The sequence below is a fragment of the Lysobacter sp. K5869 genome, assembly GCF_018847975.1.
Taxonomy (GTDB): domain Bacteria; phylum Pseudomonadota; class Gammaproteobacteria; order Xanthomonadales; family Xanthomonadaceae; genus Lysobacter.
In genome coordinates this window covers 4870006-4882298 of sequence record NZ_CP072597.1, presented here as the reverse complement: position 1 = coordinate 4882298, position 12293 = coordinate 4870006, and the positions used below count along the sequence as shown (strand labels likewise).

Annotated in this window: 10 protein-coding genes; 4 read left to right on the top strand and 6 right to left on the bottom strand. The window is 68.8% G+C overall.

Annotated features, from left to right (window positions below):
- Nucleotides 1-100: 100 nt before the first annotated feature.
- Nucleotides 101-1027, top strand: a complete 927-nt coding sequence (locus J5226_RS20495; protein WP_215836635.1) for a M48 family metallopeptidase — start codon at nucleotides 101-103, stop codon at nucleotides 1025-1027.
- A gap of 443 nt (nucleotides 1028-1470) precedes the next feature.
- On the opposite strand, the gene phbB (J5226_RS20490) is transcribed toward J5226_RS20495, so the two are convergent.
- From phbB (J5226_RS20490) to gluQRS, 4 genes are all read right to left on the bottom strand, one after another.
- A complete protein-coding gene (phbB, locus tag J5226_RS20490) occupies nucleotides 1471-2211 on the bottom strand; it encodes an acetoacetyl-CoA reductase (RefSeq protein ID WP_215836634.1) in 741 nt (246 codons plus the stop codon).
- A 251-nt stretch (nucleotides 2212-2462) separates the two neighbouring features.
- Nucleotides 2463-2978, bottom strand: a complete 516-nt coding sequence (gene phaR, locus J5226_RS20485) for a polyhydroxyalkanoate synthesis repressor PhaR (protein WP_215836633.1) — start codon at nucleotides 2976-2978, stop codon at nucleotides 2463-2465.
- 329 nt (nucleotides 2979-3307) lie between these two features.
- Entirely contained in the window at nucleotides 3308-4048 is a 741-nt protein-coding gene (gene phbB, locus J5226_RS20480) for an acetoacetyl-CoA reductase (RefSeq protein WP_215836632.1), read from the bottom strand.
- Between the two features lie 42 nt (nucleotides 4049-4090).
- Complete coding sequence (gluQRS, locus tag J5226_RS20475) at nucleotides 4091-5032, bottom strand: tRNA glutamyl-Q(34) synthetase GluQRS (RefSeq protein ID WP_255322868.1); 942 nt, start codon at nucleotides 5030-5032, stop codon at nucleotides 4091-4093.
- 190 nt (nucleotides 5033-5222) lie between these two features.
- Between gluQRS and htpX the strand changes: the two genes are divergently transcribed.
- A complete protein-coding gene (gene htpX, locus J5226_RS20470; RefSeq protein ID WP_215836631.1) occupies nucleotides 5223-6137 on the top strand; it encodes a protease HtpX in 915 nt (304 codons plus the stop codon).
- Nucleotides 6138-6269: 132 nt separating this feature from the next.
- Here htpX and J5226_RS20465 read toward each other — a convergent pair whose 3' ends face one another.
- Both J5226_RS20465 and epmB read right to left on the bottom strand, forming a co-directional pair.
- Nucleotides 6270-8360: an EAL domain-containing protein gene (locus J5226_RS20465; RefSeq protein WP_215836630.1), complete on the bottom strand. Its 2091-nt coding sequence runs from the start codon at nucleotides 8358-8360 to the stop codon at nucleotides 6270-6272.
- Nucleotides 8361-8540: 180 nt separating this feature from the next.
- Nucleotides 8541-9572 carry an EF-P beta-lysylation protein EpmB gene (gene epmB, locus J5226_RS20460; RefSeq protein WP_215836624.1) on the bottom strand — a complete coding sequence of 344 codons (1032 nt, stop codon included), beginning with the start codon at nucleotides 9570-9572 and terminating at the stop codon, nucleotides 8541-8543.
- Nucleotides 9573-9822: 250 nt separating this feature from the next.
- Here epmB and efp point away from each other — a divergent pair, with 250 nt between their 5' ends.
- Both efp and J5226_RS20450 read left to right on the top strand, forming a co-directional pair.
- Entirely contained in the window at nucleotides 9823-10389 is a 567-nt protein-coding gene (efp, locus tag J5226_RS20455) for an elongation factor P (RefSeq protein ID WP_215836622.1), read from the top strand.
- A gap of 369 nt (nucleotides 10390-10758) precedes the next feature.
- Nucleotides 10759-12099, top strand: coding sequence for a TRZ/ATZ family hydrolase (locus tag J5226_RS20450; protein WP_215836611.1), 1341 nt, complete (start codon nucleotides 10759-10761; stop codon nucleotides 12097-12099).
- Nucleotides 12100-12293: the final 194 nt, after the last annotated feature.

Here is a 12293-nt window from a genome sequence, read left to right as displayed (position 1 = left end):
GTCCGCGCCGGCGCGGCGGTCGCGAAAAGGTTGACGGCGGGGCAGGGCGTTATTGGATTTCGCGGGCGGCGACGCCCGGCATTTCTTCGGGAGCGGACGGATGAGAGTGGATCCCTACGGCAATCAGGCGCAGGGCGGACGGCGCGGCTTCGGCGGCATGCGCTGGTGGATCCTGCTGTTGTTCGGCTTGTACGCGGCGTGGTCGTGGTTCGGCAGCGCCAAGACCGATCCCTACACCGGCGAGACCGCGCACTACGGCACCAGCGCCGGCGAGGAAGTGCAGCTCGGCGATCAGGCCTTCACCCAGGTGCTCCGCGACGCCGACTCGCAGCGCGCGCTGCTGCCGACGAGCGCGCCGCAGAGCCAGGCGGTCAGCCAGATCGCCCAGCGCCTGATCGACAAGGTGCCGCAGGTGACCCAGGCGCTGGCCAAGCAGAACAATCAGGAAGCGCCCACCGACTACCAGCAGTTCAAGTGGAGCGTGGCGGTGATCAATTCGCAGGAGGCCAACGCCTTCTGCCTGCCCGGCGGCAAGATGGCGGTCTACACCGGCCTGTTCCCGGTGACCCAGAACGACGACGCGCTGGCGGTGGTGATGGGCCACGAGATCGCCCACGCGCTGCTGCGCCACGGTTCGCAGCGCATGGCCCAGCAGAAGCTGGTGCAGCTCGGTCAGGTCGCCGCGGGCGCGGCGGTGGGCGGGATGGACCCGCAACAGCAGCAGATGATCATGGGCGCGCTCGGCGCCGGCGCGCAGTACGGCCTGGTGCTGCCGTACGGGCGCAATCACGAGACCCAGGCCGACAAGGTCGGGCTGATGCTGGCCGCGGCCGCGTGCTACGACCCGCGTCAGGCGATTCCGCTGTGGCAGCGCATGTCCGAACTCGGCGGCGGCCAGCGTCCGCCGGAGTTCGCTTCGACCCACCCGGATCCGGCCAACCGCATCCAGACGCTGCAGCAACTGATGCCGGCGGCGCTGGCGTTCTATCAGGCCAACTGCGCGAACAAGCCGCTCGCGGCGCGTTGAGGCGGTGGCGGCGCGGCGGCGGCTGTGGCGAAGGCCGTGGCCGCGTTGCCGTCGTTCCGGCGCGAGCCGGAACCTCTTAATCCCGTCAGCCGCGTGAAAGCCGGAACCTCTCAACTCCGTCAGTCGCGTGAAAGCCGGAACTTCTCAACTCCGCCATTCCGGCGAAAGCCGGAACCTCTCAACTCCGTCATTCCGGCGAAAGCCGGAATCCATTTTGACTTTGCGGTTGCTCTTGCCCTGGCCCTCGCATGAAGCAACCGCGGAGCAACGGCAAAATGGATTCCGGCTTTCGCCGGAATGACGGGATGAAGACTTTGGCGGGAATGGCGGGACGAAAGATTTCGGTGGCAGTGACGCAGTGAAAGAGCGCGGTGAGCTGAGGGCGTCAGGTGGCGCGTCGGGTGCGTTGTCGAAAGACCGCCCGAATCCCCCCGAGCCCCGCATCAGAAGCTCATGAACAACCCACCGTTCACCGGAATATTCGCGCCGGTGATGAACCCGGCCTCGTCGGCGGTCAGAAACTCCACCGTGCGCGCGATCTCGCTCGGCTTGCCCAAGCGCCCCACCGGCACGGATTCGACGATCTTGCCGCGGATCTCCTCCGGCACCGCCATCACCATCGCCGTCTCGCAGTAGCCCGGCGATACCGAATTCACCGTCACACCCTTGCGCGCCACTTCGCGCGCCAGCGCCATGGTGAAGCCGTGCATGCCGGCCTTGGCGGCAGAGTAGTTGGTCTGGCCGAACTGGCCGGTCTGGCCGTTGACCGAGCTGATGTTGACGATGCGGCCGAAGCCGCGCTCGGCCATCGCGTCGACGGTGTGCCGGCACAGGTTGAACACGCCGTCGAGGTTGACGTTGAGCACCTCGTCCCAAGCGCGTCGTTCCATCTTGCGCAGGCTGCCGTCGCGGGTGATGCCGGCGGCGTTGACCAGGATGTCGATCGCGCCCTCGCGGCCGACGATGCGTTCCACGGCGGCGGCGCAGTCGTCGAAGTCGCCGACGTTGGCGGCCTGAAAGCCGATGTCGTGGCCGCGCGTGAGTTCGGCGAATTCGGCGATGCGCTGCTCGCGCGCGCCCAGGTCGAGCGCGATCACGCGCCGGCCGGCGCGGGCGAGGGCGAGGCAAATCTCGCTGCCGAGCCCGCCGATGCCGCCGCTGACCACGGCGATGCGTTTGTTCATGCGATGACCTCGAATACGAAAGCGCCGCGCGCGGTGCGGCGCGCGGCGGATGCAGAGCCGCACGCAGCGCGCTGCGCGCCGTCTTGTCGTTGCGCGCGCGGCCGTGGTTTGCGGGAATCGCGCGGGCGTCCTCCCCAGGTCGCCTGCGCGGAGCGCGCCGGCTTGCGGCGCGCGGGAAACGACGGATTCGGCTTCAACCCGGGCGCGGCCCGATGCTCATCGGCCGCGCGCGAGCGCGAACCCGGCGCGGCTCAACGCTCGCGCTTGCCCGGATCGTGCTTGCCGCCGGGCTCGCCGTTGCCCTTGGGCTTGGGCGTGACCGGCTGGCCGACGCTGCCGGACAGATTCTGCTGGAACTCTTTCCACAGATTGAGGTTGCGCTCGGTGAGCTGATTCATCATCGCCCACGGCGTCTGCCCGAGCATGCCGCCCATCTGGTTGCGGAACTGCTGCTGCTGATCGAGGAACAGCTGCATCGAGCGTTCCAGATAGTTGCCCATGAAGCCCTGCAGCGAATCGCCGTAGAAGCGGATGATCTGGCTCAGCAACTGGGTCGACAGCACCGGTTCGCCGTCCTGCTCGTGCTCGGCGATGATCTGCAGCAGCACCTGACGGGTCAGGTCGTCGCCGGAGCGCGCGTCGCGCACCTCGAACTCTTCGCCGTCGACGATGAGCTGGCGCACGTCTTCGATGGTGATGTAGCTGGAGATCTCGGTGTCGTAGAGACGACGGTTCGGATATTTCTTGATGACGCGAGTCGAGGCCATTGAGCTTTGGCTCTAAAAATCGTGGTGCCTTGCAGCATGGCGCAGGGCGCGGGGGCTTGCAACAGGGGGCGGGACGGACGGCGGCGGCGCGTGCGCGGGCCTCGCGCGAACGCCGTGCGCGGGCGCGCGGCGGGCCTGCAGCGAAGCGGCGAAAACCGCTGAAAAACCACGCTTATCGGGTTCGCCGCCGGGCGCGGCGGCGGCCGCTCGAGCGGCGGCGGGCCGGTTCCGAACATCGAACCGGCGCGCAGGCCGCGCGCCGGGTTTCGGACCTGAATGGGGTAATCGGCGATCGCGTGCGCGAACGCCGCGCGGCGACGGCGGCGCCGTCACCAACCCATGTACTGGCCGCCGTTGGCGGACAGATTGGCGCCGGTGATCCAACCGGCTTCGTCGGGCACGAAGAACGCCACCGCGTAGGCGATCTCTTCCGGCGAACCCAGCCGGCCGGTCGGGATCTGGGCGATGATCTTGTTGCGCACGTCTTCCGGCACGGCCATGACCATGTCGGTGGCGATGTAGCCCGGCGAGACCGTGTTCACGGTGATGCCGAAGCGCGCGTTCTCCTGCGCCAGCGAAATGGTGAAGCCGTGCATGCCGGCCTTGGCCGCGGCGTAGTTGGCCTGGCCGTACTGGCCCTTCTGGCCGTTGATCGAGCTGATCTGCACGATTCGGCCCCACTTGCGCTCGCGCATGCCCTCGATCACCGGGCGGGTGACGTTGAAGCAGGAGTTGAGGTTGGTGTCGATCACCTCGGTCCACTGCTGCGGCGTCATCCGGTGGAAGGTGGTGTCGCGGGTGATGCCGGCGTTGTTGACCAGGATGTCGACCGGGCCGATCTGACGCTCGACTTCGCGCACCAGCGCTTCGGCGTGCTCGGGCGAGGCCACGTCGCCCTGGGCGATGGCGACGTCGATGCCCAGTTCCTTCATCTGCGCCTGCCAGGCGCGGCCCTTGGCTTCGTCCCGGTAATTGGTCGCGACCTTGTGCCCCAGCTTGGCGAGGCGCTGAACGATCGAAGTGCCGATGCCACCGGTACCGCCGGTGACGAGTGCAACGCGTGACTGCATGCTGAGCTCTCCATGGCCGAAAAGGTCGGTCTCGGCCCGATTCTAGACAGCATTCGGGTCGGGATCGTTGTGCATCGCGGCGAGACCGGGAGCGGCCTGCGGAATCTGTGCCGGATTGAACGAATCGCGCGCCGCGCGCAGCAGTTGCGTGACAGTTTCCACCGCAACCAGCGTGTCCGGCGTCTGCCCGAGCGCGGCCCAGGCCGCGCGCAGGGCCGGCAGCGGATCGGCCGGATTCAGCGGGTGCGCGGCCTCGGATTTGGACAGTTTGCGACCGTGCGCGTCGAGCAGCAGCGGCAGATGGGCGTAGCGCGGCGTCGGCAAGTCCAGCGCGCGTTGCAGCAGGATCTGGCGCGGAGTCGAATCGAGCAGGTCGGCGCCGCGGACCACGTCGGTGATGCGCTGCTCGGCGTCGTCGACCACCACCGCCAATTGGTAGGCCCAGTGGCCGTCGGCGCGGCGCAGGACGAAATCGCCGACTTCGCGCGCGACGTCCTGGCGCTGGCGGCCGAGCAGGGCGTCGTCGAATTCGACCGCGGCGCCGTCGGCCACGCGCAGCCGCACCGCCGCTTGCGGCGCGGCGTGGCCCGCGCGCGGGCCGTGCGCGACGCAGCGCCGGTGCACGCCGCCGGCGGCGGCGAGATCGCTGCGGCTGCAGTGACACACGAAGGCTTTGTCTTGATCGAGCAAACGCTGCAAGGCCGCTTCGTACAGACCGTGGCGTTGGCTCTGCCGCACCACCGGCAAGTCGCTGACGAAACCGAACGCGGTCAGCGCATCGAGTTGGCGCTGCGCGGCGCCGGGAACTTCGCGCGGCGGGTCGAGGTCTTCGATACGCACCAACCATTCTCCGCCGTGCCGGCGCGCGAGCAACCAGCTGCCGAACGCGGCCAGCAGCGAACCGGCGTGCAGATCGCCGGTGGGCGAGGGCGCGAAGCGGCCGCGGTAGGCGGGCGCATCGGTGGTCGGCAGATGTCCGGACAATGAACGAAAACCCGTGCGGCGATGGTGTCCCGGCGGATTCTCGTTGAATTAACGCGTTGTTCGCCACATTTCAACGCAAACGGTCGCGGCCTACGCCGCGGTCGCGCCCGACAAGGACAGGCCCGGCAAGGGCTGGTCGAAGCAAGGCCGTGCGGGCGCGCGGCTCCATCGCCATGAAGACGATAATCATATGTTCAAGCGCATAGCCCTTTTCCTCGCCACCAACCTGGCCGTCCTGGTCCTGCTCGGCATCGTCATGTCGGTGCTGCAGAACGTGTTCGGCATCCGCCTGGGCAACAACGGCGCGATCTTGGTCATGGCCACGGTGTTCGGCTTCGGCGGTTCGCTGATTTCGCTGCTGATGTCCAAGTGGATCGCCAAGAAGACCACCGGCGCCTACGTGATCGAACAGCCGCGCAACGAAACCGAGCAGTGGCTGGTCAGCACGGTGCGCCGCCAGGCCGAAGCCGCCGGCATCGGCATGCCGGAAGTGGCGATCTACGACGCGCCGGAAATCAACGCCTTCGCCACCGGCGCCAGCCGCAACAACTCGCTGGTCGCGGTGTCCACCGGCCTGATGCGGGCGATGAGCCGCGACGAGGCCGAGGCGGTGCTGGCGCACGAAGTCAGCCACGTCGCCAACGGCGACATGGTCACCATGGCGCTGATCCAGGGCGTGCTCAACACCTTCGTGCTGTTCGCCGCGCGCATCGTCGGCGGCTGGCTCGACGCGATGATGAGCGGCAACCGCGAAGGCGGCGGCCGCGGCCTGTTCTACTTCGTCGCGGTGTTCGCGCTCGACATCGTGTTCGGCCTGCTCGCCAGCATGATCGCGATGGCGTTCTCGCGTTACCGCGAGTTCCGCGCCGACGCCGGCGGCGCGCGTCTGGCCGGTCGCGAGAAGATGATCGCCGCGCTCAAGCGCCTGTCGCTGACCTACGGCGAGAGCACCTTGCCGAATCAGGTCCAGGCCTTCGGCATCAGCGGCGCGGTCGGCCACGGCCTGTCCAAGCTGATGCGCAGCCACCCGCCGCTGGAAGAGCGCATCCAGGCCCTGATCGACGCCGCGCCCGAACGCGCCAGCGGCCCCGCTGTGGTCCGCTGAGCCCACCCGCGACACCCACGAAAAAGCCCGCCATCCGGCGGGCTTTTTCTTTTCGATCGATCCTGCGAAGGCAAGCGGGACCGCAACAACCGCCAATCCCCCAGTTCCCCAACCCCTATTCCCGCTTTCGCTTCACTGAAAGTCGTAATCCATCTCCGGCCCCGCCGCCGCCAGGAAATGCCCCTGCGCGTAATCGATCCCGGCCGCGAACAGCAAGCTCATGCTCGCCGCGTCCTGGACGAACTCGGCGATGGTCTGCCGGCCCAGTTCGCGCGCCTTCTCGGCGATCTCGCGGATGCGCTGCTGGTGCTCGGGATTGGTGGTGAGGTCTTCCATGTAGCCGCGGTCGATCTTGAGGAAGGCTGCGTCGAAGTGGTTGAGCAACTGGAACGAGTTGAGGCCGGCGCCGAACTGCTCCAGGCCCACGCGCACGCCGTAGTGGTAGACGCGCGACTGGAACTCCTGCGCCGCGCGCAGGTTGGTGAACACCTTCGACTCGGGCAGTTGCAGCACCAGCAGCTTGCCGTCGGCGCCGTGCTTGGCCAGCTTCTCGACGATGTGCTGCTGCAGGCTTTCGTCCTGCAGCGAGGCCTGGGTGATCTTGACCAGCAAGGTGGTGCGCTTGCCCTGGCGCATGCGCTCGCCGATCACCTGGATCGCCTTGCCGACCACCCAGCGGTCGATTTCCCACAGCAGGCCGTGTTCCTCGGCGATCTGCAGGAACGACAGCGGCTGCACCAGTTCGCTGCCGTCGTCGGGGCCGGCGCTCTGCATGCGCAGGTACGCCTCGTACATCTCGATCGGCTCGCCGTGCAGGTTGATCAGCGGCTGGTAGTTCATGACGAAGCGGTCGGCGTCGAGCGCGTCGCGGATGCGCGCGACCCAGGCGGCGATGCGCTCTTCCTCGGCGCGGTCGGCCGCGCCCGGATCGAACAGCTCGCTGCGGTTGCCGCCGATGTCGATCGCCGATTGCAGGCACTGGCTGGCCTTGCCCAGCACCGCGGTGACGCTGGCGATCTTCTCGCCGATCTGCACGCCGCCGACGCTGGCGGTGGCGCTCAGGGCGAGGTGGTCGGTTTCCAGCACGCGGCCGGAGAAGGCCTCGCGCAGGCGATCGGACAGCGCCGAGGTGTGCTGGTGGTCGCTGCGCAGGGTCAGCACCGCGAACTGGTGTTCGCTGAAGCGCGCGGCGATGTCGTCCGGGCCGATCGCCTCGCGCAGGCGCTGGCCGCAAGCGGCGACCAGTTGGTCGGCCTGATCCAGGCCGATTTCCTGCAGCAATTGGTTGTAGTGGTCCGGCTCGACCAGCAGCAGGCCGTGATGGGCCTGGCCCTGGGCGGCGTCGGCCACCGCGTCCTCGAGCTGGCGCAGGAAGGTGGCGCGGTTGAGCAGGCCGGTGACCTGATCGCGCTGGCGCAGCGCTTCGACTTCGCGCGCCAGTTCCGGGTCGATCTCCTGCCGGCGCAGCACCACTTGCAGGCAGTGCTCGCTCTCATACGTGGCGGGGGTGAACTCCATCACCGCCGGGAACGCGTTGCCGTCGAGGGTGCGGGCCTGGGTCTCGTAGCTCGGCGGCGGCGCGTCGCCCTTGCTGAGCTGCTTGAGCAGTTGCTTGAAGCCGTCGACTTGGCCGGGCGCGACCAGATCGAGCAGGGACATGCCCTCGATGTCCTCGAACGACTCGAACCCGAACATCTCCAGGTAGGCCGCGTTGGCGCGGATGTGCATGCCTTCGTGGATGTAGGCGATGGGATCGCGCGAGGAATCGATCAGCGCGTCGCAGCGGCGCTCGGTCTCGCGCACCTGGGCTTCGAGCTTGCGCAGCGAGCGGCGCGCTTCCAGGTCCGACCATTCGGCGCGGACCCGGTTCTGCAGGTGGCCGGTGTTGGAGCGCAGGACGATGCCGCGCGCGCCGATCTCCATGACCCCGAGCAGGGCGGTCTCGTCGACGGCTTCCATCATCACCAGCACCGGCAAGTCCTTGCCGCTGGCGTCGACCGCCTGCATCAGCTTGGCCAGCGAGACGTTGCGCGAATTGCGCGCGGCCAGGACCAGATCCGGCGGGTGCTGCAGGATCAGCGCCGACAGTTCCTGTTCGCTTTCCGGGCGCGTGGGCCGCACCGCGATGCCGCTGTTGCGCAGTGCGCTGACGATGGCTTCGGCTGCCTCGACGCTGTCGTCGACGATCAGCAAGCGCAGCACCATGTCTTTGCCGAATTGCATTGACCACCTCCGTGGGCCGGTTTTATGACACGAAGCGCCGGCCTCGTCCACGCGGGGACGAGAATCTGTGACCCGTTGTAGGGTTCGATCACGCCGCGGATGCGAAGCTCGCGAACTTTGCGCATGCGCAAGCTCGCAGCGTGCGGCGTTCCCCGATCAAACCCCAGCCAGATTACAACCTTACAACGGACGCTTGCCCGGGTCGCCTGCCACTTCGCGCACCAGCTTGGGCACGAGGTACCCCGACAGGCGCGCGGCCAGGGCGCGGTGCAGGGCGAGGGCGTCCTCGTCGGCGACCTCGAAGTGGGCGGCGCCCTGCACGCGGTCGAGCTGATGCAGGTAGTAGGGCAGCACGCCGGCCTGATGGCTGCGTTCGCTCAGCGCGGCCAGCGCCTCGACGCTGTCGTTGACCCCGCGCAGCAGCACGGCCTGATTGAGCAAAGTCGCGCCCGCCTCGCGCAGGCGGCGCATCGCCGCGTCCACGCCGGCGTCGAATTCGTTGGCGTGGTTGGCGTGCAGGACCACGGCGACCGGCCACGGCAGCGCGGCCAACCACTCGGTCAGGGCCGCGTCCACGCGCTCGGGCAGCACCACCGGCAGGCGGGTGTGCACGCGCAGGCGCTTGAGGTGGGGCACGGTCTTCAGGGCGTCGGTGAGCTCGGCCAGCTTGGGCGTGGCCAGCGACCACGGGTCGCCGCCGGACAGGATCACTTCGTCGATGCTCGTGTCGGCGGCGATCGCCGCCACCGCCTCGCGCCAGCCGGCCGCGGCCGCTGTTTCCTCGGCGTAGGGGAAGTGGCGGCGGAAGCAGTAGCGGCAGTTGACCGCGCAGCTGCCGGTGGCGATCAGCAGGGCGCGGCCGCGGTATTTGCGGATCACCCCGTGGCCGGCCTTGGCCGCGCCGTCGCCGACCGCGTCCAGGCTGAAGCCGGGCATCGGCCGCAGTTCCGCGTCCAGCGGCAGCACCTGGCGCAGCAGCGGGTCGGTCGGGTCGCCGGCGCGCATGCGCGCGACGAAGCCGCGCGGCACCCGCAGCGGGAACTGCGCGGCGGCGGCCTCGGACACGCCCAGGGCGGCGAAATCCAGGCCGAGCAGGTCCAGCAGCTCGCGCGGATCGCGCACCGCCTCGCGCCACAGCGCCTGCCAGCGCGGGGGCGCGGCGCCGCCTTGGGCGGGGGCCGGGTGCGAGAGGGGATGCGCAGCAGGTATCATGCGGGGCTAGCCTTCAGGGTTCCGATCACGGCGCCCGGGTCCCGGAGCGGCGGTTTCGCCGCGGACGGGGCCGGCGCAGCCCGACATTCTAGCCTCCCCGCGCCGTCAGGCGGCCGCGGGGCCCGCCCGGTCCCGGGCGGAGGCCGGCGCGGGAGCGGCGCCGACGACGGCGGCTGGACGCCCGCGGCCCGTGGCCGCGGCGGACGGAACCTCATTCACCGACACAAATACATCTGTAGGGAGTTTCAGCATGGCCACCCTTGGCATGAACGACGTGAAGAACGGTCAGAAGATCCTGGTCAACAACGATCCGTGCATCATCACCGAGACCGAGTACGTCAAGCCGGGCAAGGGCCAGGCGTTCACCCGCGTCAAGTACCGCAGCATCAAGTCCGGCCGCGTGGTCGAAATGACCATGAAGGCGACCGACAGCGTCGAGCAGGCGGACGTGGTCGATACCGACATGCAGTACCTGTACTCCGACGGCGAGTACTGGCACTTCATGAACCAGGAGTCGTTCGAGCAGGTGCAGGCCGACAAGGCCGGCATGGCCGGCGCCGACAAGTGGCTCAAGGGCGAGGAAGAGTGCGTGGTGACCCTGTGGAACGGCACCCCGATCTCGGTCCAGCCGCCGAACTTCGTCGAGCTCAAGATCGTCGAGACCGATCCGGGCGTGCGCGGCGACACCTCGGGCGGCGGCGGCAAGCCGGCGACCCTGGAAACCGGCGCGGTGGTGCGCGTGCCGCTGTTCGTCGGCCAGGAAGAAATCATCAAGGTCGATACGCGCTCGGGCGAGTACGTCAGCCGGGTGAAGTGACGATCCGGCCCGTGGCCGCCGCAGGCGGCCACGGCTTTGCCGGATCGTCATCCTGGCGAACGCCAGGATCCATTTTGCTGTTGCTGTTGCTTCGGCCGCTGTAGCGCACGAGCAAGAAAAGCGACGGCAAAATGGGTTCCGGCCTTCGCCGGAATGACGGGTGTGGAGCGGCGGGATAGCAAGGGCATTGCCGCCGCCGCGAGCGACCCCCATCGCTCCCGCACCCCGCGCGACGAGCCGCGCCATCCAAGTCTCACCCGAACGCGGCCGGCACCAGTGGCCGCGTTTTCGCAACACCCGGCCGGCCCGGCCACGGGGCGGCGTCCCCCCTGCGGCCCGAACACCGGCCCAAACCAGCGAGCAGCGCCGATGACCTCCGAACTCCAGCCCGTTCCCTGCGACCTGTCCATCGAAGCGGGCTGGGTGGTGCCGGTCGAGCCGCATGCGGTGGTGCTGGAAAACCACGCGGTGATCGTCAGCAAGGGCGCGATCGCCGACGTGCTGCCGATCGCCCAGGCGCGCCAGCGCTACGCGCCGGCGCAGACCGTCAGCCGCCCCGAGTCGGCGCTGATCCCGGGCTTGGTCAACGCCCACACCCACAACCCGATGACCCTGCTGCGCGGCGTCGCCGACGACCTGCCGCTGATGGAATGGCTGCAAGGCCACATCTGGCCGGTCGAAGCGGCGGTGATCGGCCCGCAGTTCGTCGAAGACGGCATCACCCTGGCCGTCGCCGAGATGCTGCGCGGCGGCACCACCTGCGCCAACGAAAACTATTTCTTCCCCGACGTGCAGGCCGCGGTCTACAAGCGCCACGGCTTCCGCGCCCGGGTCGGCCTGCCGGTGATCGATTTCCCCACCGCCTGGGCCAAGACCTCCGACGAATACTTCGACCGCGCCGGCGAAGTCCACGACCTGTGGCGCGACGACGCGCTGGTCGCCACCGCGTTCGCGCCGCACGCGCCGTACACGGTCAACGACGCGAACTTCGAGCGCATCCGCATGCTCGCCGATCAGCTGGATCTGCCGATCCATCTGCACACGCACGAGACCGCGCAGGAAATCGCCGATTCGATCAAGCAGTACGGCCAGCGCCCGCTGGCGCGTCTGGATCGCCTGGGCCTGGTCACCGACCGCCTGATCGCGGTGCACATGACCCAGCTCACCGACGCCGAAATCGAGCTGTGCGCGCAGCGCGGCGTCAGCGTGGTGCATTGCCCGGAATCCAACCTCAAGCTGGCTTCGGGCTTCTGCCCGGCCTGCAAGCTGCAGCACGCCGGGGTGAACCTCGCCATCGGCACCGACGGCTGCGCCAGCAACAACGATCTGGACATGTTCGGCGAGACCCGCACCGCGGCGATCCTGGCCAAGGCCGTGGCCAACGACGCCAAGGCGCTCGACGCCTTCAGCGCGCTGCGCGCGGCCACCCTCGGCGGCGCCAAGGCGCTGGGCTTCGAGGCCAAAATCGGTTCGATCGAAGTCGGCAAGCAGGCCGATCTGGCCTGCGTGGATCTGGGCCAGTTGGAAACCCAGCCGCTGCATCACGTGGTCTCGCAGCTGATCTACGCGACCGGCCGCCATCAGGTCAGCGACGTGTGGATCGCCGGCAAGGCCAAGCTGCGCGAGCGCGTGCTGGTCGACATGGACACCGCGGCGCTGATCGCCAACGCGCGCCAGTGGCGCGAGCGCATCGCCGCGATCGCGCGCTGAGCGGAGCGGGCCGCGGCTGCGAGCGCGGCGCCGATCCGCGACGGCCCGCACGGCCTGCGACACTGCGACGCAGTGCGTTCACGCAGACCGTAGCGGACCTGCTTCACACTAGACGAGCGGCGCGGACGCCGCCGTCAGGCACGCAGCACACCGGCCGCGCCCACCGCGCGCGGCGACAGAACGAGCAGGCAGGC

Bases quoted from the DNA above. Each gene is read 5' to 3' on its own strand.
- phbB (WP_215836632.1), bottom strand. From the start codon at position 4,048: ATGCAGTCACGCGTTGCACTCGTCACCGGCGGTACCGGTGGCATCGGC.
- J5226_RS20450 (WP_215836611.1), top strand. From the start codon at position 10,759: ATGACCTCCGAACTCCAGCCCGTTCCCTGCGACCTGTCCATCGAAGCG.
- htpX (WP_215836631.1), top strand. From the start codon at position 5,223: ATGTTCAAGCGCATAGCCCTTTTCCTCGCCACCAACCTGGCCGTCCTG.
- phbB (WP_215836634.1), bottom strand. From the start codon at position 2,211: ATGAACAAACGCATCGCCGTGGTCAGCGGCGGCATCGGCGGGCTCGGC.
- J5226_RS20465 (WP_215836630.1), bottom strand. From the start codon at position 8,360: ATGCAATTCGGCAAAGACATGGTGCTGCGCTTGCTGATCGTCGACGAC.
- epmB (WP_215836624.1), bottom strand. From the start codon at position 9,572: ATGATACCTGCTGCGCATCCCCTCTCGCACCCGGCCCCCGCCCAAGGC.
- efp (WP_215836622.1), top strand. From the start codon at position 9,823: ATGGCCACCCTTGGCATGAACGACGTGAAGAACGGTCAGAAGATCCTG.
- phaR (WP_215836633.1), bottom strand. From the start codon at position 2,978: ATGGCCTCGACTCGCGTCATCAAGAAATATCCGAACCGTCGTCTCTAC.
- J5226_RS20495 (WP_215836635.1), top strand. From the start codon at position 101: ATGAGAGTGGATCCCTACGGCAATCAGGCGCAGGGCGGACGGCGCGGC.